This is a genomic window from Pseudomonas sp. 8 R 14, assembly GCF_900005955.1.
Taxonomy (GTDB): domain Bacteria; phylum Pseudomonadota; class Gammaproteobacteria; order Pseudomonadales; family Pseudomonadaceae; genus Aquipseudomonas; species Aquipseudomonas marginalis.
The window spans coordinates 17,933-40,068 of record NZ_CVTH01000085.1 but is presented as its reverse complement, the minus strand read 5'-3'; the positions used below and the strand labels follow the sequence as shown (position 1 = coordinate 40,068).

The window sequence follows — 22,136 nt, the reverse complement described above, 5'->3', positions numbered from 1 at the left end:
AAGTCCCTACACGTAAAAAAGCCGAACTGGCTAGAGTTCGGCTAAGTCACTGAAAAATATGGTCGGGACGGAGTGATTCGAACACTCGACCCCTAGCACCCCATGCTAGTGCGCTACCGGACTGCGCTACGCCCCGACTAGGCGTGTTACTGGGTTAGCTTCGCAACGAAGCGATCAGGAATATACCGCAAGCTTTTGAAATGTGGAAGTATTTTAAAAGCCCGTATCACTTCTTCAAAACCACCAGCACATCTTCCAGTTCGGAGATCATCTGGCGGATCAGTTGCTTGTACTGGGTGGTGTCGTCTTTGGCTTCATCACCGGACATACGCTGGCGCGCGCCGCTGATGGTGAACCCCTGGTCATACAGCAACGCACGGATCTGTCGGATCATCAGCACATCCTGGCGCTGATAATACCGACGGTTCCCAGTGCGTTTGACGGGGTTGAGTTGAGGAAACTCCTGCTCCCAATAGCGCAGCACGTGCGGTTTTACCGCACAGAGCTCGCTGACTTCACCAATGGTGAAGTAGCGTTTGCCTGGGATGACGGGTAGCTCGTCGTTATGACTTGGTTCCAGCATAAGCCTCAACTCGGGCCTTCAACTTCTGCCCTGGACGAAAGGTGACCACACGGCGAGCCGTGATCGGGATTTCTTCTCCCGTTTTTGGATTGCGGCCAGGCCGCTGGCGTTTGTCCCGCAGATCAAAATTGCCGAAACCGGACAATTTGACCTGTTCGTTGTCTTCCAGAGCGTGTCTGATCTCTTCAAAAAACAGCTCGACCAATTCCTTGGCCTCGCGCTTGTTCAGACCCAACTCTTCGTACAGACGTTCCGCCATCTCAGCTTTCGTCAAAGCCCCCATACGTCACTTCCTTAACGTGGCGTTTAACCTTTGTTCGAGCGAGGTGAGGATATTTTGTGTCGTGGTATTCACCTCATCGTCATTAAGAGTGCGCGATGGATGCTGCCAGGTCAAGCCAACTGCAAGGCTTTTTCTATGCGGATCAATGCCTTTACCCTGATAGACGTCAAATAGCCTGAGGTCTGTCAGCCATTCCCCTGCATTTTCACGGATTACATCCAGAACGGCAGTAGCGGCGACTTCACGATCGGCGATCAGGGCCAGGTCGCGACGCACTTCAGGGAAGCGCGACAACTCGCTGAATTTAGGCATCTTGCCCGCGGCCACTTCGGCCAGGACCAGCTCGAAGACGAAGACCGGGCGGTCGAGCCCAAGGGTTTTCGACAGTTCCGGGTGGATGGCCCCGATGAAGCCCACCAGACGACCTTCGCGCTCGATACGCGCAGTCTGACCAGGGTGCAACGCCGGGTGGTTGCCTGGCACAAATGTGAAGTCGTCCAGTGCACCGGCAAAGCCCAGTACCGCTTCCACGTCCGCTTTAACGTCGAAGAAGTCCACGGCATCCCGGCCTTGCGCCCAGCCTTCCGGCAAGCGACTGCCGCAAACAACGCCGGCCAGCATTGGCTCTTGCTTCAGGCCGTCGAGTTGCCCGACAAACCGCAGGCCGCTTTCGAACATGCGCACGCGGTCTTGCTGACGGTTCAGGTTATGGGAAAGGGCTTTCACCAGGCCCGGCCACAGGGATGAACGCATGGCGGCCATGTCGTTGGAGATCGGATTGGCCAGCAACAGCGGCTCGACGCCCGGGTTGAACAGTTCGAACTGCTTCGGATCGATGAAGCTGTAGGTCACCGCTTCCTGATAGCCACGGGCAACCAGCAGACGGCGCAACTCAGGCAGGTGCGCACGCGCTTCTGCCTTGGGTTGCGGTGCCAGGCGCGCTTGCGGGTAACGAACCGGCAGGCGGTTGTAACCGTACAGGCGAGCCAACTCTTCGATCAGATCGACTTCCAGGCTGATATCGAAGCGATGGCTTGGCACGTCAACATGCCACTCCCCTTCCCAACCCGCAGAAATGTTCAACCCGAGGGCCGACAACAATTGCTCGATTTCAGCCGGAGCGATGACCAGGCCAAGCATTTGCTCGACACTTTTGGCGCGCAGGGTGATCGGCGCAACGGACGGCAGATACTGTTCACTGACAGTCTCAGTGATCGGGCCGGCTTCGCCACCGGTGATTTCCAGCAGCAGGCCAGTGGCGCGCTCCATGGCTTCACGGGCGAGCTTCCAGTCCACCCCGCGCTCATAGCGATGTGAGGCATCGGTGTGCAGGCCGTAGGAGCGGGCCTTGCCAGCGATGGCAATCTGGTCGAAGAACGCGCTTTCAAGGAATACATCGCGCGTGGTCGCGGACACACCGCTGTGCTCGCCCCCCATCACACCGGCAATCGCCAGGGCGCGGGAATGGTCAGCGATCACCAGGGTGTCGGCGCGCAGGCTGACTTCCTGGCCGTCGAGCAATACAAGCTTCTCGCCTTCTTCGGCCATGCGCACACGGATGCCGCCATTGATTTCGGCGAGATCGAAAGCGTGCAGCGGCTGGCCCAGCTCAAGCATCACGTAGTTGGTGATGTCGACGGCAGCGTCGATGCTACGCACGTCGGCGCGGCGCAGACGCTCAACCATCCACAACGGGGTTGGCTTGGACAGGTCAACGTTGCGGATCACGCGCCCCAGGTAACGTGGGCAGGCGTTTGGTGCCAGTACTTCGATCGGACGCACTTCATCGTGGACCGCAGCCACTGCGGCAACCACTGGACGAGTGACTGGCGCGTTGTACAACGCGCCCACTTCACGTGCCAGGCCGGCCAGGGACAGGCAGTCGCCACGGTTCGGGGTCAGGTCGACCTCGATACTGGCGTCTTCCAGCTCCAGGTAGACACGAATGTCCTGACCCACAGGTGCATCGGCCGGCAGCTCCATCAGGCCATCATTGCCCTCGCCTACTTGCAACTCCGCCTGGGAGCACAGCATGCCGTTGGACTCGACACCGCGTAGCTTGGCTTTCTTGATCTTGAAGTCGCCCGGCAGTTCGGCGCCGATCATGGCGAACGGGATCTTCAGGCCGGGGCGCACGTTAGGCGCTCCGCACACGACCTGGAAGGTTTCCGTGCCATTGCTGACCTGACACACACGCAATTTGTCGGCATCGGGGTGTTGCTCGGTGCTCAGCACCTCACCCACGACTACGCCACTGAAAACACCGGCGGCCGGCGTAACGCTATCGACCTCAAGACCGGCCATCGACAGACGCGCAACCAACGCATCGCGATCTACCTGCGGGCTTACCCAGCCGCGCAGCCATTGTTCACTGAATTTCATCCTGCTCTCCTAAAGATTCGTTACGACTAGCGAAATTGCGCGAGGAACCGCAAGTCGTTGTCGAAGAACAGACGCAAGTCGTTCACGCCGTAACGCAGCATGGCCAGGCGCTCAACGCCCATGCCGAAGGCAAAGCCCGAGAACTCTTCCGGATCGATCCCGGACATACGCAGCACATTGGGGTGAACCATGCCGCAGCCCATCACTTCCAGCCAGCCAGTCTGCTTGCAGACGCGGCAGCCTTTACCGCTGCACATCACGCATTCCATGTCGACTTCTGCGGATGGCTCGGTGAACGGGAAGAATGATGGACGGAAACGCACCGCCAGCTCTTTCTCGAAGAACACTCGCAGGAACTCTTCGATGGTGCCCTTGAGGTCGGCGAAGTTGATGTCGCGATCAACCAGCAGGCCTTCGACCTGGTGGAACATCGGCGAGTGGGTGATATCGGAGTCGCTGCGGTACACACGGCCTGGGCAGACAATGCGGATCGGCGGCTTGTTCGCTTCCATGGTGCGGACCTGTACCGGGGAGGTATGGGTGCGCAACAGCATGTTTGCATTGAAATAGAAGGTGTCGTGCATCGACCGGGCCGGGTGATGGCCTGGGATGTTGAGCGCCTCGAAGTTGTGATAGTCGTCTTCGACCTCAGGGCCTTCGGCAATGCCGTAGCCGATATGGGTGAAGAACTGCTCGATACGTTCCAGAGTCCGGGTGATCGGATGCAGACCGCCCGAGGCCTGGCCACGACCAGGCAGGGTTACATCAATGGACTCGGCGGCGAGTTTGGCTGCGAGATCGGCCTCCTCCATGGTCGCCTTGCGCGCATTGAGCACCTCTGTGACACGCTCCTTGGCAACGTTGATCAGCGCGCCGAATTGCGGGCGCTCTTCAGCCGGCAAATTTCCCAGGGTCTTCATCACCTGAGTCAATTCACCCTTTTTGCCAAGGTAGTGAACCCGGATTTGCTCCAGGGCATTGATATCTTCAGCGCTTTGCACAGCCTCAAGAGCTTGAGCGACGAGCGCGTCCAGGTTTTCCATGTACAGACTCCAGATACAAAATAGGGGAAGAGCTTGAAGGCTCTTCCCCTATTTATGACGTTTACCACCTTGGGCTACAGGCGCAGCCCAGGGTGACTGTCGGGGGTACTTAAGCCAAGGTGGCTTTAGCTTTCTCGACAATCGCAGCAAACACCGCTTTTTCGTTCACGGCCAGTTCAGCCAGAACCTTACGGTCGATTTCGATGGACGCTTTTTTCAGGCCAGCGATGAAACGGCTGTAAGACAGACCGTTAACACGTGCACCAGCGTTGATACGAGCGATCCACAGAGCGCGGAACTGACGTTTTTTCTGACGACGGTCGCGGTAGGCGTATTGGCCTGCCTTGATTACCGCTTGCTTGGCAACACGGAATACGCGTGAACGCGCGCCGTAGTAGCCTTTAGCGAGTTTCAGAATTTTTTTGTGACGTTTACGGGCAATGACGCCACGCTTTACACGAGCCATGAGTTACTTCCTCTATTCTTGATCCAAAATTAACGAAGGCGCAGCATGCGCTCGACTTTTGCCACGTCAGACGGATGCAGCAAGCTGCTACCGCGCAGTTGACGCTTACGCTTGGTCGACATTTTGGTCAGGATGTGGCTCTTGAAAGCGTGCTTGTGCTTGATACCGTTAGCAGTTTTCAGAAACCGCTTAGCAGCACCACTTTTAGTCTTCATCTTTGGCATGTTCGGATACTCCGCATTCAGTTGATAAACATAATCAGAAGGCCTGCCGTGCCCTGTTGATTACTTCTTCTTTTTCGGGGCGATGACCATGATCAGCTGGCGTCCTTCCATCTTAGGATGCTGTTCGACCGAACCGTACTCGAGCAGGTCAGCTTCAACCCGCTTGAGGAGTTCCATCCCCAGCTCCTGGTGGGCCATCTCACGGCCGCGGAATCGCAAGGATACCTTGGCCCTGTCCCCATCACTCAGGAAACGTACCAGGTTGCGCAGTTTTACCTGGTAATCCCCTTCCTCCGTCCCTGGACGAAACTTGATTTCTTTTACTTGAATCTGCTTCTGGTTCTTCTTCGCCGCGGCAACCTGCTTCTTCTTTTCGAAGATCGACTTGCCGTAGTCCATCACCCGGCAAACGGGTGGGATTGCATCGGCGGAGATTTCCACCAGGTCCAACTTGGACTCTTCTGCAATACGAAGCGCTTCATCAATCGAGACGATGCCAATCTGCTCGCCGTCAGCGCCAATTAACCGAACCTCGCGTGCCGAGATATTCTCGTTGATCGGGGCTTTCGGTGCAGCTCGTTTATCTTGTCTCATTTCACGCTTAATAATAATTACTCCGAATCTGGGCGACCACGCCGGGAAACCGCTTGCGCGAGGAACTCAGCGAACTGGGCGACGGGCATCGAGCCCAGGTCAGCACCTTCACGAGTACGCACAGCGACAGTCTGCATCTCGACTTCCCGATCTCCGATAACCAAAAGATAGGGAACCTTGAGCAAAGTATGCTCGCGGATTTTAAAGCCGATCTTTTCATTTCTCAAGTCGGACTTGGCACGAAATCCGCTTTCGTTGAGAGTTTTTTCAACTTCAGCAGCAAAATCCGCCTGTTTATCAGTGATATTCATGATCACTGCCTGAGTCGGAGCCAGCCACGCAGGGAACGCACCCTCGTAGTGCTCGATCAGGATACCGACGAACCGTTCGAACGAGCCGAGGATCGCCCGGTGCAGCATAACCGGGTGTTTACGACTGTTATCTTCGGAGACGTATTCGGCTCCCAAACGGATCGGCAGGTTAAAATCGAGCTGCAAGGTACCACATTGCCAGACACGGCCAAGGCAATCTTTCAACGAGAACTCGATCTTCGGCCCGTAGAAGGCCCCCTCACCCGGCTGCAGATCGTACGCAAGGCCCGCACTGTCTAGCGCTGCGGCCAGGGCCGCTTCGGCGCGATCCCACAGTTCGTCGGAACCGACGCGTTTTTCCGGACGAGTGGACAGCTTCATCTCGACTTCGGTAAAGCCGAAATCACGATAAACGTCCATGGTCAGCTTGATGAACGCGGCGGATTCGGCCTGCATCTGCTCTTCGGTACAGAAGATGTGGGCGTCGTCCTGGGTGAAGCCGCGTACCCGCATGATGCCGTGCAACGCACCCGATGGCTCGTTACGGTGGCAGGCACCGAATTCGGCCAGGCGCATCGGCAACTCGCGATAGCTCTTCAGGCCTTGATTGAACACCTGCACGTGGCATGGGCAGTTCATCGGCTTGATGGCGTAGTCGCGGTTTTCCGACTGGGTGGTGAACATATTGTCGGCGTAGTTGGCCCAGTGCCCGGATTTCTCCCACAGGCTGCGATCAACGACCTGTGGGGTCTTGATCTCCAGGTAACCGTTGTCGCGCTGAACCTTGCGCATGTACTGCTCGAGCACCTGGTACAGGGTCCAGCCGTTCGGGTGCCAGAACACCATGCCCGGCGCTTCTTCCTGGAGGTGGAACAGGTTCAGGCGCTTGCCGATCTTGCGGTGGTCGCGTTTTTCGGCCTCCTCAATGCGCTGGATATAAGCGGCCAACTGCTTCTTGTCAGCCCAGGCAGTGCCGTAGATGCGTTGCAGTTGCTCGTTCTTCGCGTCGCCGCGCCAGTAGGCACCGGACAGCTTGGTCAGCTTGAAGGACTTGAGGAAGCGCGTGTTCGGCACGTGGGGACCACGGCACATATCGACGTATTCTTCGTGGTAGTACAGGCCCATGGCCTGCTCGTCCGGCATGTCTTCCACCAGGCGCAGCTTGTAGTCTTCGCCACGCGCAGTGAACACGTCGATCACTTCGGCGCGCGGAGTGACTTTCTTGATGACGTCGTAATCTTTTTCGATCAGGGCGTGCATGCGCTGTTCGATAGCGGCCAGATCGTCCGGGGTGAAAGGACGCTCGTAGGCGATATCGTAATAAAAGCCTTCGTCGATGACCGGGCCGATCACCATCTTCGCAGTCGGATACAGCTGCTTGACCGCATGGCCAATCAAGTGCGCGCAGGAGTGGCGAATGATCTCCAGCCCCTCTTGATCCTTGGGCGTGATGATTTGCAGGCTGGCATCGGAGGTGATCAGGTCGCTGGCGTCAACCAGCTTGCCATCGACCTTGCCGGCCACGGTGGCCTTGGCCAGGCCAGCACCAATGGATGCGGCGACCTCGGCTACGGAAACCGAATGATCGAATGAGCGTTGACTGCCGTCGGGAAGAGTAATAGTTGGCATGGCGCCTCCTCTCCTAGTGGTGACCCCTACCAAAGGTCACGTGGGTTGGGATGAGCCAGTACAAGATCCAACACCAGGCCGTTCAGTGATGAACGCCTGCCTTACAGCGGCAGGAGCCTTTCGGCCAACCGATAATCGAACCACAGTGACTGGAGTGAGCTGAAAAGAAACATGGCAAGGCGGCAAATGGCGCGCCCGGAATTAGCCAGGCCGAAGATGCTAGCACAGATGAACGGTCATCGCGCCGGCAGTATCCGCTGCAAAGACAAATTCCAGCCTTTATAGCTGCAAAAGTGAACTTGAGCTGTACGCCACACCTCAAACCCACTGAGAATCGCCGTTCGTCCTCGAATCAAAGGAGCATCCCATGATGCGTTTTACCTCGACCCTCGCTTTCGCCGCTACCCTGAGCCTCCTTTCCCTCGGCGCGCAGGCTGCCGCTCCATCCAATTGGCCAGCCGGTGCCCGTGACAGTTTCGTCAGCGACTGCAGCGCGGCCGCCAGCCAGAACGTAGACGTCAAGACTGCCAAGGCCCACTGCGAATGTGGCGCCGACAAGATCAACGCCGAATTGAGCACTGCGGAAATCAAAGAGCTCATGACTAACCAGAACGCCAGCCCGGAGCTTAAAAACAAGGCAGTCGCGGCTATTTCGTCCTGCAAAGTCGTGAAGAAAAAGTAAGATCGGGCCTTGATCAGACGGCCGTTTTGGCAGGAAAACAGCCTGAAAACTGCCATTTCGCACAAATTACGCAGCTTTTACGGCTTTTTTTACCAGCTGATATTTCGCGCCGAAGCCCCGTAGATCGGGGCTTTCAGCCGACACAAGTAGCAAACGCAACGCTATTGATTAGCAAACAATGCCTTGGGGGGGCTCCCAAGCCGAACATTTCGACTATGATAGCCCAGTGTGCCCAGTTGGCCTGAGCAGCACAGCACTACTGAAAATATATGTTTCTTGGAGATACACCATGTCTAATCGCCAAACCGGCACCGTTAAATGGTTCAACGATGAAAAAGGCTTCGGCTTCATCACTCCTCAAGGTGGCGGTGACGACCTGTTCGTACACTTCAAAGCTATCGAAAGCGACGGTTTCAAAAGCCTGAAAGAAGGCCAAACCGTTTCCTTCGTGGCTGAGAAAGGCCAAAAGGGTATGCAAGCTGCACAGGTTCGCGGCGAGTAATTCTCCGCTGAGCTAAAAAAACCCCGTCCATGTGACGGGGTTTTTTATGGGCGTTGCAAAAGCCTGGAAACGATCAGCCGCAATTAACGCGTGTGATCACCAGGTTGTCATCGGTGTTCAGGTTCAGCCGGTCGGAGCGGTATTCCAGCGTGATCATATCGTTGGGCTTGAGGATCCGCGCGTTCTGTGCGCCAGCACGGGTACGGGCCTGCTCCAGCAACTGCGGCGAGGCTTTCTGGCCAATGCTGAATTCGGCGGCCTTCGACTCACAGCGGCTATGACCGGCATCGGTCACGGCGGCGTCTTTGGCTGGCTCAGAGGCACCCGGGGTGCTGCAACCCGCCAACGCGAGTGCTGCCAACAAAGTACCGAATGATGCGAGCTTCCAAGGCATGAAGCCTCCTATTGAAAAATGAACAGAGATCGTGCGACAGCGGTCTGGCTGATAGGTTTCAAAACGTAAACCGCCGATAGGTAAGTCTGCCCGACTATCAGCAGGCATTCGCCCGATCAATCGTGACCAAATATGAGCGCAATCAGTAGACGTCGATGTAATCAAACGGCGGCTTCGGCCAGTTCTGCTTCAGCGCATTGAAAATCTGTGTAACCCAGACCTCGTCGCTGGCCGCGACATTGCCGACATAACCGGAACCCTTGGCCCAGGTCTCCAGGCGGAACAGCAGGCCATCGATGTCAGTGCCTCCCACCACCCCAGAAGATATGTAGGCAATTCCGGCCCTGGTTACACGCAACTGGGTATGCTCGTCATCACTGGCACTGGCGATCAGTTGACGCACGGCGGCCAGTGTCAGGTTCTCGGGGTTATTCAAATCGATCTGCACGCGGGGTCCCCCGGCAATTAAACAGGAGGACAGTGTCGCACAGCACCTGCTTCATGCCTAAGTAGCAGTGCCAAACCCCGCGCAAAATGATTAACTGCGCCGGTTAGAGCCGCGTTCCAGCGCATTGCCCAGCATTTCAATCCGTGAGACTTCCATGACCACCGTAACGCTCCAAGCCGACATCAAAGCCAAATGGCCCCAAGGACAAAGTTCCTACAGCCCAGGAAGCCCGGAGGAACTGGCAATCATCGGTATCGACCTGCTGGTCAAGGAACTCGGCACCCAGGCGGCACAGGCGTTCATCGGCCAGGTATTCGAAAAATACCCGGCCGATCACATGGGGGCACCAGACCCCGAGCGCGAATAAGAACCGGCTGGCGAACGTCGACCGGGTTACTTCAAGCGTGCCAGGCGCTCGGTGAGCAGATCGAAGAAGCCCTGGGCGTCGCCGTTCTCAACCCAGAACACATTTTTTGTCTGCTTCAGGCCGTCGTACCAATCAACGATGGTCTGGCCGAAGGTCGGGCCTTCGCGGCTGTCCACCACCATATTGGCCTGACGCCCTGTGAACAAGGACGGCTTGAGCAGATAGGCGATGACAGTGGCATCATGTACCGGGCCGCCCGGGATGCCGTAGTGTTCCATATCGCCCTTGACGTATTCATTGAGAATATCGCCGACGACCTTGCTCGCGTTGTTGTTGATGTCGGCGATCTTCTTCAGGCGCACCTCGCTGGTCAGCACCTTGTGGGTCACGTCCAGCGGCAGGTAGGTCAGCTTGACGCCACTCTTGAGCACAATCTCGGCTGCAATCGGATCGGCGAACAGGTTGAACTCGGCAACCGGGGTGATATTGCCGCCGTTGAAGTGCGCGCCCCCCATCACCACCACTTCCTTGATGCCTTGGGTGATTTCCGGGTCCTGGGTCAAGGCCAGCGCCAGGTTGGTCTGCGGACCGAGCATGGCAATGGTGATGCTGTGAGGCTTGGCCGCACGCAGGGTCTTGATCAGGTAATCAACGGCGTTGCCTTCGGCCAGGCCCTTTTTAGGCTCATGGACGGTGACGCCGGAAATACCTTCTTTGCCATGGATGTTCTCGGCATAGATCGGTGTGCGCAACAGCGGCTTGGGTGCGCCGGCGTACACCGGGATTTCTTCACGCCCGGCCCACTCGCGGGCCAGGCGCGCGTTACGCGAGGTCTTGTCCAGGCGCACGTTGCCGGCGACGGTGGTCAGTGCACGAATGTTCAATTCGTCCGGGGAAGCCATGGCGAAGAGCAAGGCCACCACGTCGTCGGCACCTGGGTCAGTGTCGATGATCAAGTCGATTTTTTCCGCCGCTTGGGCGCTGGCAGCAGTGAGTGCGGACAAAAGCAGGACACTCCGAAACAGGTTTTTCAGGGTTGGCAGACCACGTTGCATAAAACACTCCTTGTCGTTGGGAAACTCTAGAAGGTTACGCCGGAGACCAGCGCGATATTGCAGTAAGGCTGGCACTCGCCGGTACGCACGACAGCGCGCGCGCTACGGCTCAGTTGCTTGAATTGTTCATGGCTGAGCAGACGTCGCTCGCCGAGGGCGGCCTGTTCAGCCAAAGCGTTCAGCTCCGTCAGCGCGGGTGGCTGCTTGAGCAGGATTTCTTCCGCCAGCACGTGGCTTTCCACCTGCATTTCACTGAGCACGATACGCAAGGTGCTGATGAAGTCGGGAATGCCCTGGGTCAGCGCCAGGTCGATTAACTCGACCCCGGGCGGCACTGGCAGGCCGGCGTCGCCGATCACCAGGATGTCACCATGGCCCAGGGATGCGATCAACCGCGACAAGGCGATATTGAGCAGAGGCGTCTTTTTCATAAAAGCACAAAACCTTGAACGTCATGCAGCGTAGGAATGGAGGGTTGCGCACCAGCACGGGTGACTGACAAGGCTGCCGCGACCTGGCCGAAACGGATGGCCTCGGCTTCACTTTTGCCACTGGCCAGTGCTGCGGCAAAACCACCGACAAAGGTATCGCCGGCAGCGGTGGTATCCACCGCCTTGACCTTGGGCGCCACCAGGTGCTCAAAGCCCTGGCCATCGGCAAACAACGCACCTTGGGCACCCAGGGTAATAATGACTTTGCCAGCTCCCGCCTGGATCAACCGTGTCGCCGCGACCTTGGCACTGTCGAGGGAGTCGACTGTCACGCCGCTCAGTGCGCTGGCTTCGCTTTCGTTGGGAATCAGGTAGTCGACCGAGGCGTACCAGTCGGCGGGCAACGGGCCGCTGGCCGGCGCCGGGTTGAGGATCACGGTCTTGCCCAGTTCACGACCGCGCTTGAGGGTGTAGCCCACGGTATCCATCGGCACTTCCAGCTGGCAGATAATCACATCGGCAGCCTGCAGCACCGCATCGGACGCCTGCAGTGAGGCGGGTGTCAGCTCGCCGTTGCTGCCGGCAACGATCACAATCGCGTTCTGGCTGCTGTCGTCCACCACAATCAAGGCCACGCCACTGGAACCGTCCACGGTGCTCACCGCCTGGCAATCGATACCTTCCACCAGCAAGGCGCCACGCAGTTCAGTGCCATAGGCATCGCTACCGACACAGCCGATCATTGCCACATCCGCACCCAGTCGCGCCGAGGCCACTGCCTGGTTGGCGCCCTTGCCGCCAGGCACCGTGGAAAACGTCTGGCCGACCAGGGTCTCACCGGCACGGGGCAGCCGACTCGCGCGGGTGACCAGGTCCATGTTCAAGCTGCCTATTACCACTACTTTTGCTGGCATACATCAGTACTCATCAATTCGGTTCAGCGGTATTGGGCGAACACACCGGCGACGGGCGCCGTCGATTCACGCAACACGATGCTCGGCGTCACGATGCGTTGATCGATCGGCAGTTGGGGGGTTGCAATTCGTCGCAGTAAAAGCTCGGCCGCGGTCTCGCCCAGTTGCAGGATCGACTGCCCGACCGTGGTCAGCGCCGGGTACACGTAGCGGCCCATTTGAATATCATCGAAACCGATCACCGACAGTTCACCGGGCACGCGGATATTGCGCTCCGCCGCCGCGCGCAACACGCCGAAGCCGATCATGTCGTTGCTGGCAAAAATCGCGCTGGGCGGGTTCTGCGCCAGCAATTGCACGGCAGCAGCATAACCGCCGGTGCTGGTGAAGTCGCTTTCCTGGATGCGATCGGCCACCACCGCCACACCGGCTTCATGGAGCGCACGCTGGTAACCCGCCAGGCGCATTTGCGCGACGCGGGTGTGGGCCGGGCCGCCGATGCAGGCGATGTCCCGATGCCCCAGCTCAAGCAAGTGCCGGGTCGCCAGGTAGGCGCCCTCTTCGTGGTCGATGCGTACCAGGTCGACATCGATGCCATCCAGAGCCCGGTCGACAATCACCATGGGCGTGCGCACGGCGCTCAAGCCTGCGGCGAGGCCGCTGTCATCACCGCCTACCGAAGTCACGATCAAGCCATCGACGCGCTTCTCCAGCAACACCCGCAAATAGCTGCGTTGTTTTTCCGCGTTGTCGTCGGAGTTGCAGAGAATCACGCAGTAGCCGTTACGCTCACAATAATCCTCGATGCCCCGGGCCAGCTCGGCAAAATACGGGTTGAGGCTGTTGGGCACCAGCAATCCGATGGTGGCCGTGGTCTTGGCCTTGAGCGAACGCGCGACGGCACTGGGCACGTAGTCGAGCTGTTTGATCGCCGCTTCAACCTTGATCCGTACCGGCTCGCTCACCGGGCGCGTCTTGTTCACCACATGGGACACGGTGGTGTAGGAAATACCTGCAATCGCGGCCACATCCTTGATCGTTGCCATGGTTCAGCCTCGCCGACTGGCACGACGGCTGCGATAAGTATCCAGGACCACGGCGATCACGATCACGGCACCGGTGATGATGCGCTTGGTGGGCTCCGTGGCACCGATCTGCGCCAGGCCGGCGGCCAATACCGAAATAATCAACACACCGAAGAAGGTACTGATCACCGAACCACGCCCGCCCATCAGGCTGGTGCCGCCGATCACCACTGCCGCGATCACTTGCAGCTCGAGGCCGGCACCGGCATTCGGGTCTGCCGCTTCCAGGCGCGAAATCTGGAACAGCGCCGCCACACCGGCCAGCAGGCCCATAAGACTGAACACCAGAATCTTGTACGGCTTGGGATTGATCCCGGCCAGGCGTACGGCTTCTTCGTTGGTGCCGATACCGATCAGGTAACGACCGAATACGGTGCGGGTCAATACCAGCTGGGCGGCAATGATCACCAGCAAAGCGATGATAAACGACGGCGAAATGCCGAAGGCGATCGGGTTGGACAGCCAGGCAAACGAATCGCCGATATAGGCCGTGCGCGAGCCGGTCATCTGGTACGCGACTCCACGGGCCATTTCCAACACGCCGAGGGACACGATAAACGATGGAATGCGCCAGGCCACCGTGATCGAGCCGGTAATAGTGCCGGCCAACGCGGCGCAGCCCATGCCGAGCAAGGCAGCCGGCAAGACACTCCAGCCCCACCCGAGAATCGCCACGCTGACCGCCGATGCCGCCAACGCCAATACCGAGCCCACCGACAGGTCGATACCGCCGATGATCAGGATGAAGGTCATGCCCACCGCCAGCACCATCAGGTCAGGAATCTGGTTAGCCAGGGTGCTGAACGTGTCATAGGACAGGAAGTGATCACTGAGCACCGAAAACAGCGCGATCATCGCCAGCAATGCACCGGCCAGCCCCAGGTAGGTGCCCAGGCCGTAGAAGTTGCCGCCGGTTTTACCGGGGGAAGTTGTTAGTTTCATGGGGTATCCCTAAGCACTGCGTCGTTGAGCAGCGCATCACGTTTCTGATAGCCGGCAAAGGCGGCGGCGAGCAATTCGTCCTGGGTCCAGCTGTCGCGCTCGAAGGTCTCGATCAAGCGCCCGGCGGACAGCACGCCGATGCGGTCGCAGATCAGCATGAGTTCACGCAGGTCGCTGGACACCACCACCAGCGCCTTGCCCTGGCGAGTCAATTCACCCAGCAAGGCATAAATATCGAACTTGGCACCGACATCAATGCCACGGGTGGGCTCGTCGAACAACATCACCGAGCAGTCGCGCTCCAGCCAGCGGCCGATCACCACTTTCTGCTGGTTGCCACCGGACAGTTCGGACACCAATTGCGCCGGGCTGGAACTGCGGATCCGCATGGCATCGATCTGGCGCTTGGCCAAGGCAGTTTCATCGCGGCTATTGACCAGGCCGCCAGCGGAAATTTCCGGCATGTTGCCCAGTGCGATATTCGCACTGATCGACTGGGTCAGCAGCAGCCCTTCGCCCTTGCGGTCCTCGGTGATCAGGGCAATGCCATGACCCACGGCATCCACCGGCGAGCGAATATTCACCACCTGGGCCGGCGAACCCAAAGCCACAGTGCCGCTGTCGGCCAGGTCGGCACCGAAGATAAGCCGCAGTAACTCTGTACGACCGGCGCCGATCAGGCCGGAGATGCCATATATCTCACCTGCACGCACTTCAAAGGATACGTCGCGGACTTTGTCCGAGCGGGTCAGGCCCTTCACGGTCAGGGCTGGGCCGCCGATGCTGCGCGGTCCCAGGTCGATGTGTTCTCCCAGCTCCCGGCCCACCATCAAGGTGACCAGTTGTTCGCTGTTGTAATTGGCCATCGGCTCGACGCAGACCAGCTTGCCGTCGCGCAATACCGCAATGCGCTGGGCGACACAGGCCAGTTCTTCGAGCCGGTGCGAAATATAAATGATCGCCACGCCCCGGGCCTGCAGGCGGGTGATTTGCTCAAACAGCATCTCGACTTCGCGGGCCGTGAGCATCGCGGTGGGCTCGTCGAGGATCAGCACATGGCAGTCGCCGATCAGGTTGCGGGCGATCTCGACCATCTGTTGATGGCCGATGCCGAGGCTGCCGACCAGGGTGTCCGGGTCGATGGCGTCCAGGCCGACCTGGGCCATGGCCTCGATCGCAGCCTTGCGCAATTGCTTGCGGCTGATCCAGCCACAGTGGCTGGGCAGGTTATCCAGAAACAGGTTTTCGGCCACGGTCAGCGTCGGCAGCAGATTGAGTTCCTGCATGACCATGCGCACGCCCAACGCTTCAGCCTGGGTACGGCTGGCCGGACGGTAATCCTGCCCCTGGAATTGCATGTGCCCGGTGGTCGGGGTGACCAGCCCGCCGACGATCTTCGACAAGGTACTCTTGCCCGCGCCGTTTTCACCGGTCAGCGCCAGTACTTCACCACGGTTAAGCGTGAGGGTAATGTCGGCCAGAACCGGTTGGGCATAGGTCTTACCGATACCGCTGACCGAGAGGACAGCGTTCGGAGCGGAAGATGACATAGGAAAATCTCCAGGCGTCCGCCCAGGACGGGCGGACGCTGTTGGGTGCTGCCAGGATTACTTCTTGAGGACGAGTTCGACCGGGGTTTCGATCATGCCATCCTTGGCATCGACTTTCTCACCCTTGACCAGCTTGAGGGCGTTCTGGATACCGAACACCGCTTGCTGCGCAGCCGCCTGGTCGGCGGTCGCCAGAACACGACCGTCCTGCAGCATCGGCTTGATGGCGTCGATGTTGTCGTAACCCACCACCAGCACCTTACCGGCCTTGCCTGCAGCACGTACGGCGGAGACTGCGCCCAGGGCCATGTTGTCGTTACCGGCCAGCAGCGCCTTGAGGTCCGGGTGTTCGCTCAGCATGGCCGAGGCCACTTTCTGGCCCTGGTCAATTTCCCAGTTGCCGGATTGGGTGGAAACGATCTTCATACCGGCAGCGTCCATCGCATCCTTGAAGCCCGCGGTGCGCTGCTGGGCGTTGGTGGTGGTCGGTACGCCTTCGATAATGCCGACCTTGTCGCCGGCAGCCAGTTGCTTGGCCAGGTAGTCGCCCACCAGTTTGGCGCCTTTGCGGTTGTCGGGGCCGACGAAGGGAATATCGAGGTTTTTGCTTTTCAGCACGTCCGGGTCCAGGCGGTTATCGATGTTGACGATCTTGATCCCGGCTTTAGAGGCATCCTCCAGCACTTTTACCAGTGCCTTGGAATCAGCAGGCGCGATAACGATGGCATTGACCTTGGCCAGGATCATCTGCTTGACGATACCGATTTGCGCGCTGGTATCGGTTTCGTCCTTGATGCCGTTGGTGATCATGTCGAAATCGGCGGCGTGGTCTTTCTGATACGCCTTGGCACCGTCCTGCATGGTCACGAAAAATTCGTTGGCGAGGGATTTCATCACCAGGCCGACCTTGGGTTTGGCGGCAGCGTCATCAGCGAATGCAGGGGAGAAAGGTAAGGCGGCGGATGCGGCAGCAAGCACAGCGACAGCAAGAAGACGTCCAGCGAATGGCAGCTTCATGGGTTCACTCCGATCTTATGATTATTGTGAGCAACGCGTGCACCGAAGTGTGCTTCGGCGGCCCTCCCACCCGGGTGGCTGATACGAGCTGACAGGAGACTCTAATCAAGGGTCTCATGAAACATCTCGCAAACGTTTGCGTTAGCCAAACTATGAGAACCTTGTCGAGATTTGTCAACGGTAGAACATGGCCTTTCATGCAAGACCTCCAGCCCCGGCTCTCCCGTCCTGCGAAGGCCGCTCTTAAACATCTGCCACGTTCGGTCGTTCTCTGAAACGACAGGTTTTGGCGCGGCACTCAGGATTCTTTCGTCATAACTTTCGGACAACCGAACGCCACACCTCAGGTTGTTCGGAAAGCCGGACATCCAGCAAGCAAAACCTCATCGCTCAATCAATAAAAATTTATATATATCAACAAGTTAATTTATATGCTCGAACATATTCGGCATGGTACAGATCCTGCTCCTACACAGCGCCTGGAGGCATTCAGCAATGCCCAGGTGTTCTAGATGAACCTGCTACAGCACTCATCAAAAACCAGAGAGAAAAATAATGAAATCTGCATTGAAGAACTTTGTTCCGGGGGCGTTGGCCCTTCTGCTGCTATTCCCCGTTGCCGCCCAGGCAAAGGAGGTTGAATCCAAGACCAAACTGTCCAACGTGGTGATCCTCGCCACCGGCGGCACCATTGCCGGCGCCGGCGCCAGCGCCGCCAACAGTGCGACGTACCAGGCTGCCAAAGTCGGTATCGAGCAATTGATCGCCGGTGTTCCTGAGCTTAGCCAGATCGCCAATGTGCGTGGCGAGCAAGTGATGCAAATTGCGTCCGAAAGCATCAACAACGAGAACCTGCTGCAACTGGGTCGCCGCGTCGCCGAACTGGCCGACAGCAAGGACGTGGACGGCATCGTGATCACCCACGGTACCGACACCCTGGAAGAGACCGCCTACTTCCTGAACCTGGTGGAAAAAACCGACAAGCCTATCGTGGTGGTCGGCTCCATGCGCCCAGGCACCGCCATGTCGGCCGACGGCATGCTCAACCTGTACAACGCCGTCGCCGTGGCCGGCAGCAAGGATGCACGCGGCAAAGGCGTACTGGTGACCATGAACGACGAGATCCAATCGGGTCGCGACGTCAGCAAGATGATCAATATCAAGACCGAAGCCTTCAAGAGCCCATGGGGCCCGCTGGGCATGGTCGTTGAAGGCAAGTCCTACTGGTTCCGCCTGCCGGCCAAGCGTCACACCATGGACTCGGAATTCGATATCAAGAACATCAAGAGCCTGCCCGATGTTGAAATCGCCTATGGCTACGGCAACGTGAGCGACACCGCCTACAAGGCACTGGCCCAGGCTGGCGCCAAAGCCATCATCCACGCCGGCACCGGCAATGGTTCGGTGTCGTCCAAAGTGGTTCCCGCGCTGGTGGAATTGCGCAAGCAAGGTGTGCAGATCATCCGTTCTTCCCACGTAAATGCCGGGGGCATGGTGCTGCGTAATGCCGAACAGCCGGACGACAAATACGACTGGGTCGCCGCCCTCGACCTGAACCCGCAGAAAGCGCGGATTCTGGCAATGGTCGCCCTGACCAAGACCCAGGACAGCAAAGAACTGCAACGGATGTTCTGGGAATATTGATTCCTGCTGACATCTCTGTAGGGGCGGGTTTACCCGCCTCTACCTCCTGCGTAAATCCCGCAACCAACACCTCCCCGCCTTACATCAACTCGCCTAAATCGCCGTCAGACGAACTTATTGAATTTTAAGCAGTTGCGAAATTGCCTACAGTTAAATACTGTATGCACGTACAGCTTATTAAGGAACACTCCGTGGCAAAGTCCTCTTCCGCAGCCCTAACCCCACCTGATGCCTACGAACGCCTGGCCATTCGTGTGCAAAAGATCATCAACTCCACCAACGCCCAAAAAGCCAAGGCAGCCTTGATCTTCCGCTTGCCGGACGAGCCAGAAGACGAGTGGCAGCGCTTGCTGGAGGAAATCGCGGAGAACGACAACGTCACCCTCGCCTATCGGGATGACGGCGGCGTGCAGATTTTCTGGGTTGTGCCGAAGGAAGATTGATTCAATGAGTGCCCGTTTTATTGCAGTGTGCTGCCTGCTTTTTGCTGTCACTGCCCATGCCCAGGCGCCCCGAACCTTCAGCGAAGCCAAAAAGGTCGCCTGGAAGCTGTACGCGCCACAATCCACCGAGTTCTATTGCGGCTGCAAATACACCGGCAACCGCGTTGACCTGAAAGCCTGCGGCTACATCCCACGCAAAAACGCCAACCGTGCCGCGCGCATCGAGTGGGAGCACATTGTTCCGGCCTGGCAGATCGGACATCAGCGCCAGTGCTGGCAGGACGGCGGACGCAAGAACTGCACCCGCCATGACGACGTATTCAAGCGTGCCGAAGCGGATCTGCACAACCTGGTGCCGAGCATCGGCGAGGTCAATGGAGATCGAAGTAACTTCAGTTTTGGCTGGCTGCCGGTGCAAAGCGGGCAGTACGGTTCGTGCCTGACCCAGGTGGATTTCAAGGCCAAGAAGGTCATGCCGCGCCCGTCCATTCGCGGGATGATCGCACGCACGTATTTCTACATGAGCAAGCAGTACGGCTTGCGCCTGTCGAAACAGGATCGCCAGTTGTACGAAGCCTGGAACAAGACCTATCCGGTACAAGCCTGGGAGCGCCAGCGGAACCAAACGGTGGCGTGCGTGATGGGGCGCGGCAATGAGTTTGTCGGCCCGGTTAACCTGAAAGCCTGCGGTTGAACAGGGGCGGCAATGCCGCCCAATCAGCGGTTACTGCGCGGCCTTGTGCTCGATGATCTCGGACACCGTGTCGGTTTTCTTGGCCCGCGCCATCTTCTCGTTGAGCAGCGTCTGCTTGGCCTCGGCCTCGGCCCTGGTTGCAAATGGCCCCAGCAGCACTTCGTCCTTGCCGTCGACCTTCACGATGTAAAAACTGAACCCGTGTTCGAGCAACCAGGCGGTCAGGTCGGTGATTGCCTGCAGCTTGTGGTCCGGCGGGCCTACTCGCAGGTCCCATTCCTGGGCAGCAATCGCGCCGGTTTGTGGCTGGCTTTCGGTTACGGCAGGCTTGGCCTTGGGGGCATCGACGCTTTTGCCTTCACCGCAACCGGCCAATGCCAACACCGCAATTGCCATCGCTACTTTACGCACTGCCCTGCTCCTTCAACGGATAAAGAGGCGACTTTATCATTCACTGTCTATTCTGGCCGTCATAAACGTTGGCTTAAACAATGCGAATGATGTATCCCAGACCTGTATGATGCCGCCATGGGAATTAATGTCGCCTCTATGCGTCCTAAAAGAGGCAGTCACAGGGACGCGCTTAGCAGTAAGCTACACACATACGACACCTGCCCTGTCTGAACATGTGTCCTTAAAAGTAATCAAGGAGAAGTCCATGCTTATACTCACCCGCAAAGTCGGTGAAAGCATAAACATCGGTGATGACATTACGATCACCATCCTGGGCGTCAGCGGCCAGCAAGTACGAATCGGCATCAACGCACCCAAGGATGTTGCCGTGCATCGCGAGGAGATTTACCAGCGCATCCAGGCCGGTCTGTCCGCTCCGGACAAAAACCAGACGCCTTGAAGCGCCCTCAGTAGCCAGCCCTTTCGTTCACTGTAACGGCTGGCGAAAACCTCTTTGCTCTGCTTTTGTCTCTGTTGTGCGAAGCGCTTTTTGCCGCATGCCCATCCATGCATCAAGATGAAACTATCTTCACGCCTGGAACTTATTACACCCTTTGCAACCGAATCCTCTGACTGATATCCCGCCATCCGTGTGCACTTAGGAGCACGTCGATGCTGCCAGGCAATGCCCAGCCATTTTTCTCCAGATCCTGGATGATCGCCCTGCTGACGGGGCTGGTCTTTGTCGGCTTGGAATATGGCCTGAAGCTTGAAATAGAGGGCGCCGAAGCGCCCCGTTCGCGGCTGGACCTGGTACTCCTGCTGTGTGGCTACCTGTTCATGTTCTGCCTCAAGCCCATCCAGATGGCCGTGCAGCGCAAGTTGTGCCAACGCATCGTGCGCAAAACCGTACGCTGACGCCCACCCCCGATTCGCTTTCAGATCGCTGGTATTTACAGCCTCGCAGCAGGACCTATCCTTGGGTGTGTTTGCACAGTCAGTAGAAGGTGCCGGTACAGATGGACACGCTCACTAAAACCCAAATCGAATCTGAATTGGCAGCCCGCCTGCCCAGCTACACGGTCACCTGTACGCTGCACGCCGACGGCACCCTCTCGGCCGTGCTCAGCGGTCCGGAGACCGACCACTTCGCAATCACCGGAATCGTGCGCGCGCATTATCGCGGTGCCGAAGCGATTGCCCGGCTCGCCAACGAGATTCTCAGGGAGATGGTGCTGTCACGCCAAGGCATGCGCAGTGATCGAATGCAGGCGTCGCCTGATCCAGCCACCCGCGAAACAGGCCGAGTCCGGTAGCCGGCTCGGCCTTGCTGCGTCAGCCCGTCGCGCGCGCCAAGTACAGCAAGCCATCAGCGCTGCGTTGCACCTGCAGCTGTTCATACCCATCGATCGAAGGATGCTCCGTCGCCATGGGCTTGAGGTGCGTCGAGGTCACGACCATCACATCCGCGCCAGCCGCCTCCCCTGCACGGATCCCCACCGTCGCATCCTCAAACACCAGGCAATCCTGCGTCGACACCCCCAGGCGCTGCGCACCGAGCACATAACAGGCAGGGTTCGGCTTGCCGATAGCCACGTCTTCAGCCGTGACCAGCACCGCTGGCGGCGTAATACCTGCCGCTTGCAGTCGACGCAACGCCAGTTCCCTGGGTGCAGAGGTGACCAGCGCCCACTGATCGCCGGGCAAGCGGTTCAGAAACTCGACGGCACCGGCAATCGCAACGACACCTTGCACATCATTGATTTCAGCCTCGGTAATCCACTGCGCTTCAACCTCCGGGTCGACGCCGGGCAAGGCCTGGCGCGTGATGGTGTCGATCGCCCGGGCGCCATGGATGGTGGCCAGGAACGTCGCCACCTCCAGCCCATGGCGTTCAGCCCAGATACTCCATACCCGCTCGGCCGCGGCAATCGAATTGAGCAGAGTCCCATCCATATCGAACAGAAAGGCGCGGTAAGGGCGGGCAAATACGGCTGAACCTCGGATGGACACTGCGGGGTTTCCTCGTGAGCTGAAACGAATAATCGACGCAATGCAAT

At 58.4% G+C, this 22,136-nt stretch carries 28 protein-coding genes and 1 tRNA gene; 9 read left to right on the top strand and 20 right to left on the bottom strand.

Annotation, left to right across the window (positions count from 1 at the left end):
• Nucleotides 1-59: 59 nt before the first annotated feature.
• From BFQ01_RS24690 to thrS, 9 genes are all read right to left on the bottom strand, one after another.
• Nucleotides 60-136, bottom strand: a tRNA-Pro gene (locus tag BFQ01_RS24690).
• A gap of 90 nt (nucleotides 137-226) precedes the next feature.
• Nucleotides 227-583 carry a MerR family transcriptional regulator gene (locus BFQ01_RS24685; protein ID WP_003174972.1) on the bottom strand — a complete coding sequence of 119 codons (357 nt, stop codon included), beginning with the start codon at nucleotides 581-583 and terminating at the stop codon, nucleotides 227-229.
• The gene (ihfA, locus tag BFQ01_RS24680) at nucleotides 564-866 is read right to left on the bottom strand and encodes an integration host factor subunit alpha (protein WP_002553164.1); all 303 of its coding nucleotides are present in this window, start codon (nucleotides 864-866) and stop codon (nucleotides 564-566) included. Before ihfA ends, BFQ01_RS24685 begins: the two co-directional genes overlap by 20 nt.
• Before the next feature lie 3 nt (nucleotides 867-869).
• Nucleotides 870-3,248, bottom strand: a complete 2,379-nt coding sequence (pheT, locus tag BFQ01_RS24675) for a phenylalanine--tRNA ligase subunit beta (RefSeq protein ID WP_065927264.1) — start codon at nucleotides 3,246-3,248, stop codon at nucleotides 870-872.
• A 26-nt stretch (nucleotides 3,249-3,274) separates the two neighbouring features.
• Nucleotides 3,275-4,291 carry a phenylalanine--tRNA ligase subunit alpha gene (gene pheS / locus BFQ01_RS24670; protein WP_065927263.1) on the bottom strand — a complete coding sequence of 339 codons (1,017 nt, stop codon included), beginning with the start codon at nucleotides 4,289-4,291 and terminating at the stop codon, nucleotides 3,275-3,277.
• A gap of 109 nt (nucleotides 4,292-4,400) precedes the next feature.
• Nucleotides 4,401-4,757, bottom strand: a complete 357-nt coding sequence (gene rplT / locus BFQ01_RS24665; RefSeq protein WP_003174975.1) for a 50S ribosomal protein L20 — start codon at nucleotides 4,755-4,757, stop codon at nucleotides 4,401-4,403.
• A 29-nt stretch (nucleotides 4,758-4,786) separates the two neighbouring features.
• Nucleotides 4,787-4,981, bottom strand: coding sequence for a 50S ribosomal protein L35 (rpmI, locus tag BFQ01_RS24660; protein WP_002553160.1), 195 nt, complete (start codon nucleotides 4,979-4,981; stop codon nucleotides 4,787-4,789).
• 60 nt (nucleotides 4,982-5,041) lie between these two features.
• The gene (gene infC / locus BFQ01_RS24655; protein WP_015884933.1) at nucleotides 5,042-5,593 is read right to left on the bottom strand and encodes a translation initiation factor IF-3; all 552 of its coding nucleotides are present in this window, start codon (nucleotides 5,591-5,593) and stop codon (nucleotides 5,042-5,044) included.
• Nucleotides 5,593-7,515 (bottom strand): threonine--tRNA ligase, encoded by a 1,923-nt coding sequence (gene thrS, locus BFQ01_RS24650; RefSeq protein ID WP_048719014.1) that lies wholly within the window; start codon nucleotides 7,513-7,515, stop codon nucleotides 5,593-5,595. Before thrS ends, infC begins: the two co-directional genes overlap by 1 nt.
• 367 nt (nucleotides 7,516-7,882) lie before the next feature.
• Between thrS and BFQ01_RS24645 the strand changes: the two genes are divergently transcribed.
• Complete coding sequence (locus BFQ01_RS24645) at nucleotides 7,883-8,197, top strand: hypothetical protein (RefSeq protein ID WP_027604109.1); 315 nt, start codon at nucleotides 7,883-7,885, stop codon at nucleotides 8,195-8,197.
• A 289-nt stretch (nucleotides 8,198-8,486) separates the two neighbouring features.
• Complete coding sequence (locus tag BFQ01_RS24640; protein WP_003234260.1) at nucleotides 8,487-8,699, top strand: cold-shock protein; 213 nt, start codon at nucleotides 8,487-8,489, stop codon at nucleotides 8,697-8,699.
• A 73-nt stretch (nucleotides 8,700-8,772) separates the two neighbouring features.
• On the opposite strand, the gene BFQ01_RS24635 is transcribed toward BFQ01_RS24640, so the two are convergent.
• Both BFQ01_RS24635 and BFQ01_RS24630 read right to left on the bottom strand, forming a co-directional pair.
• Nucleotides 8,773-9,093 (bottom strand): I78 family peptidase inhibitor, encoded by a 321-nt coding sequence (locus tag BFQ01_RS24635; RefSeq protein WP_027604108.1) that lies wholly within the window; start codon nucleotides 9,091-9,093, stop codon nucleotides 8,773-8,775.
• A gap of 142 nt (nucleotides 9,094-9,235) precedes the next feature.
• Nucleotides 9,236-9,541, bottom strand: a complete 306-nt coding sequence (locus BFQ01_RS24630; RefSeq protein ID WP_065927262.1) for a hypothetical protein — start codon at nucleotides 9,539-9,541, stop codon at nucleotides 9,236-9,238.
• 154 nt (nucleotides 9,542-9,695) lie between these two features.
• Between BFQ01_RS24630 and BFQ01_RS24625 the strand changes: the two genes are divergently transcribed.
• On the top strand, nucleotides 9,696-9,908 hold the full coding sequence (locus tag BFQ01_RS24625; protein WP_027604106.1) for a hypothetical protein: 213 nt from the start codon (nucleotides 9,696-9,698) through the stop codon (nucleotides 9,906-9,908).
• 26 nt (nucleotides 9,909-9,934) lie between these two features.
• On the opposite strand, the gene BFQ01_RS24620 is transcribed toward BFQ01_RS24625, so the two are convergent.
• From BFQ01_RS24620 to BFQ01_RS24590, 7 genes are read right to left on the bottom strand one after another with little or no spacing between them, the layout of a single operon-like run.
• Complete coding sequence (locus BFQ01_RS24620; protein WP_065927261.1) at nucleotides 9,935-10,963, bottom strand: nucleoside hydrolase; 1,029 nt, start codon at nucleotides 10,961-10,963, stop codon at nucleotides 9,935-9,937.
• 26 nt (nucleotides 10,964-10,989) lie between these two features.
• Nucleotides 10,990-11,394, bottom strand: a complete 405-nt coding sequence (gene rbsD / locus BFQ01_RS24615; RefSeq protein ID WP_065927260.1) for a D-ribose pyranase — start codon at nucleotides 11,392-11,394, stop codon at nucleotides 10,990-10,992.
• Nucleotides 11,391-12,308: a ribokinase gene (rbsK, locus tag BFQ01_RS24610; protein WP_065927259.1), complete on the bottom strand. Its 918-nt coding sequence runs from the start codon at nucleotides 12,306-12,308 to the stop codon at nucleotides 11,391-11,393. The genes rbsD and rbsK overlap by 4 nt, the downstream gene beginning before the upstream one ends.
• A gap of 23 nt (nucleotides 12,309-12,331) precedes the next feature.
• The gene (locus tag BFQ01_RS24605; RefSeq protein ID WP_065927258.1) at nucleotides 12,332-13,354 is read right to left on the bottom strand and encodes a LacI family DNA-binding transcriptional regulator; all 1,023 of its coding nucleotides are present in this window, start codon (nucleotides 13,352-13,354) and stop codon (nucleotides 12,332-12,334) included.
• Nucleotides 13,355-13,357: 3 nt separating this feature from the next.
• A complete protein-coding gene (locus BFQ01_RS24600; protein ID WP_065927257.1) occupies nucleotides 13,358-14,335 on the bottom strand; it encodes an ABC transporter permease in 978 nt (325 codons plus the stop codon).
• Nucleotides 14,332-15,885, bottom strand: a complete 1,554-nt coding sequence (locus BFQ01_RS24595) for a sugar ABC transporter ATP-binding protein (RefSeq protein WP_065927256.1) — start codon at nucleotides 15,883-15,885, stop codon at nucleotides 14,332-14,334. Before BFQ01_RS24595 ends, BFQ01_RS24600 begins: the two co-directional genes overlap by 4 nt.
• A gap of 57 nt (nucleotides 15,886-15,942) precedes the next feature.
• Nucleotides 15,943-16,902, bottom strand: a complete 960-nt coding sequence (locus tag BFQ01_RS24590) for a sugar ABC transporter substrate-binding protein (RefSeq protein WP_027604099.1) — start codon at nucleotides 16,900-16,902, stop codon at nucleotides 15,943-15,945.
• 555 nt (nucleotides 16,903-17,457) lie between these two features.
• On the opposite strand from BFQ01_RS24590, the gene BFQ01_RS24585 reads away from it, so the two are divergent.
• The 3 genes from BFQ01_RS24585 (at nucleotide 17,458) to BFQ01_RS24575 (ending at nucleotide 19,683) form a co-directional block, all read left to right on the top strand.
• Nucleotides 17,458-18,546: an asparaginase gene (locus BFQ01_RS24585; RefSeq protein WP_010209102.1), complete on the top strand. Its 1,089-nt coding sequence runs from the start codon at nucleotides 17,458-17,460 to the stop codon at nucleotides 18,544-18,546.
• 191 nt (nucleotides 18,547-18,737) lie between these two features.
• Complete coding sequence (locus BFQ01_RS24580; protein WP_174562738.1) at nucleotides 18,738-18,989, top strand: DUF1654 domain-containing protein; 252 nt, start codon at nucleotides 18,738-18,740, stop codon at nucleotides 18,987-18,989.
• Between the two features lie 4 nt (nucleotides 18,990-18,993).
• Nucleotides 18,994-19,683, top strand: a complete 690-nt coding sequence (locus tag BFQ01_RS24575) for an endonuclease (protein WP_027604097.1) — start codon at nucleotides 18,994-18,996, stop codon at nucleotides 19,681-19,683.
• 30 nt (nucleotides 19,684-19,713) lie between these two features.
• Here BFQ01_RS24575 and BFQ01_RS24570 read toward each other — a convergent pair whose 3' ends face one another.
• Nucleotides 19,714-20,079 (bottom strand): penicillin-binding protein activator LpoB, encoded by a 366-nt coding sequence (locus BFQ01_RS24570; protein ID WP_065927254.1) that lies wholly within the window; start codon nucleotides 20,077-20,079, stop codon nucleotides 19,714-19,716.
• Between the two features lie 262 nt (nucleotides 20,080-20,341).
• On the opposite strand from BFQ01_RS24570, the gene csrA reads away from it, so the two are divergent.
• From csrA to BFQ01_RS24555, 3 genes are all read left to right on the top strand, one after another.
• Entirely contained in the window at nucleotides 20,342-20,536 is a 195-nt protein-coding gene (csrA, locus tag BFQ01_RS24565) for a carbon storage regulator CsrA (RefSeq protein ID WP_027604095.1), read from the top strand.
• A gap of 212 nt (nucleotides 20,537-20,748) precedes the next feature.
• Nucleotides 20,749-20,994, top strand: a complete 246-nt coding sequence (locus BFQ01_RS24560) for a hypothetical protein (RefSeq protein WP_027604094.1) — start codon at nucleotides 20,749-20,751, stop codon at nucleotides 20,992-20,994.
• 101 nt (nucleotides 20,995-21,095) lie between these two features.
• Nucleotides 21,096-21,392, top strand: a complete 297-nt coding sequence (locus tag BFQ01_RS24555) for a hypothetical protein (protein ID WP_027604093.1) — start codon at nucleotides 21,096-21,098, stop codon at nucleotides 21,390-21,392.
• Nucleotides 21,393-21,411: 19 nt separating this feature from the next.
• On the opposite strand, the gene BFQ01_RS24550 is transcribed toward BFQ01_RS24555, so the two are convergent.
• Nucleotides 21,412-22,089, bottom strand: coding sequence for an HAD-IA family hydrolase (locus BFQ01_RS24550; RefSeq protein ID WP_065927253.1), 678 nt, complete (start codon nucleotides 22,087-22,089; stop codon nucleotides 21,412-21,414).
• Nucleotides 22,090-22,136 lie beyond the last annotated feature (47 nt).

Bases quoted from the DNA above. Each gene is read 5' to 3' on its own strand.
- BFQ01_RS24570 (WP_065927254.1), bottom strand. From the start codon at position 20,079: ATGGCAATTGCGGTGTTGGCATTGGCCGGTTGCGGTGAAGGCAAAAGC.
- BFQ01_RS24625 (WP_027604106.1), top strand. From the start codon at position 9,696: ATGACCACCGTAACGCTCCAAGCCGACATCAAAGCCAAATGGCCCCAA.
- BFQ01_RS24600 (WP_065927257.1), bottom strand. From the start codon at position 14,335: ATGAAACTAACAACTTCCCCCGGTAAAACCGGCGGCAACTTCTACGGC.
- BFQ01_RS24605 (WP_065927258.1), bottom strand. From the start codon at position 13,354: ATGGCAACGATCAAGGATGTGGCCGCGATTGCAGGTATTTCCTACACC.
- rpmI (WP_002553160.1), bottom strand. From the start codon at position 4,981: ATGCCAAAGATGAAGACTAAAAGTGGTGCTGCTAAGCGGTTTCTGAAA.
- pheS (WP_065927263.1), bottom strand. From the start codon at position 4,291: ATGGAAAACCTGGACGCGCTCGTCGCTCAAGCTCTTGAGGCTGTGCAA.
- pheT (WP_065927264.1), bottom strand. From the start codon at position 3,248: ATGAAATTCAGTGAACAATGGCTGCGCGGCTGGGTAAGCCCGCAGGTA.
- BFQ01_RS24640 (WP_003234260.1), top strand. From the start codon at position 8,487: ATGTCTAATCGCCAAACCGGCACCGTTAAATGGTTCAACGATGAAAAA.
- csrA (WP_027604095.1), top strand. From the start codon at position 20,342: ATGCTTATACTCACCCGCAAAGTCGGTGAAAGCATAAACATCGGTGAT.
- rbsD (WP_065927260.1), bottom strand. From the start codon at position 11,394: ATGAAAAAGACGCCTCTGCTCAATATCGCCTTGTCGCGGTTGATCGCA.
- BFQ01_RS24645 (WP_027604109.1), top strand. From the start codon at position 7,883: ATGATGCGTTTTACCTCGACCCTCGCTTTCGCCGCTACCCTGAGCCTC.
- thrS (WP_048719014.1), bottom strand. From the start codon at position 7,515: ATGCCAACTATTACTCTTCCCGACGGCAGTCAACGCTCATTCGATCAT.
- BFQ01_RS24575 (WP_027604097.1), top strand. From the start codon at position 18,994: ATGAGTGCCCGTTTTATTGCAGTGTGCTGCCTGCTTTTTGCTGTCACT.
- BFQ01_RS24590 (WP_027604099.1), bottom strand. From the start codon at position 16,902: ATGAAGCTGCCATTCGCTGGACGTCTTCTTGCTGTCGCTGTGCTTGCT.
- BFQ01_RS24685 (WP_003174972.1), bottom strand. From the start codon at position 583: ATGCTGGAACCAAGTCATAACGACGAGCTACCCGTCATCCCAGGCAAA.
- BFQ01_RS24585 (WP_010209102.1), top strand. From the start codon at position 17,458: ATGAAATCTGCATTGAAGAACTTTGTTCCGGGGGCGTTGGCCCTTCTG.
- ihfA (WP_002553164.1), bottom strand. From the start codon at position 866: ATGGGGGCTTTGACGAAAGCTGAGATGGCGGAACGTCTGTACGAAGAG.
- rbsK (WP_065927259.1), bottom strand. From the start codon at position 12,308: ATGCCAGCAAAAGTAGTGGTAATAGGCAGCTTGAACATGGACCTGGTC.
- rplT (WP_003174975.1), bottom strand. From the start codon at position 4,757: ATGGCTCGTGTAAAGCGTGGCGTCATTGCCCGTAAACGTCACAAAAAA.
- BFQ01_RS24635 (WP_027604108.1), bottom strand. From the start codon at position 9,093: ATGCCTTGGAAGCTCGCATCATTCGGTACTTTGTTGGCAGCACTCGCG.
- BFQ01_RS24560 (WP_027604094.1), top strand. From the start codon at position 20,749: ATGCTGCCAGGCAATGCCCAGCCATTTTTCTCCAGATCCTGGATGATC.
- BFQ01_RS24620 (WP_065927261.1), bottom strand. From the start codon at position 10,963: ATGCAACGTGGTCTGCCAACCCTGAAAAACCTGTTTCGGAGTGTCCTG.
- BFQ01_RS24555 (WP_027604093.1), top strand. From the start codon at position 21,096: ATGGACACGCTCACTAAAACCCAAATCGAATCTGAATTGGCAGCCCGC.
- BFQ01_RS24595 (WP_065927256.1), bottom strand. From the start codon at position 15,885: ATGTCATCTTCCGCTCCGAACGCTGTCCTCTCGGTCAGCGGTATCGGT.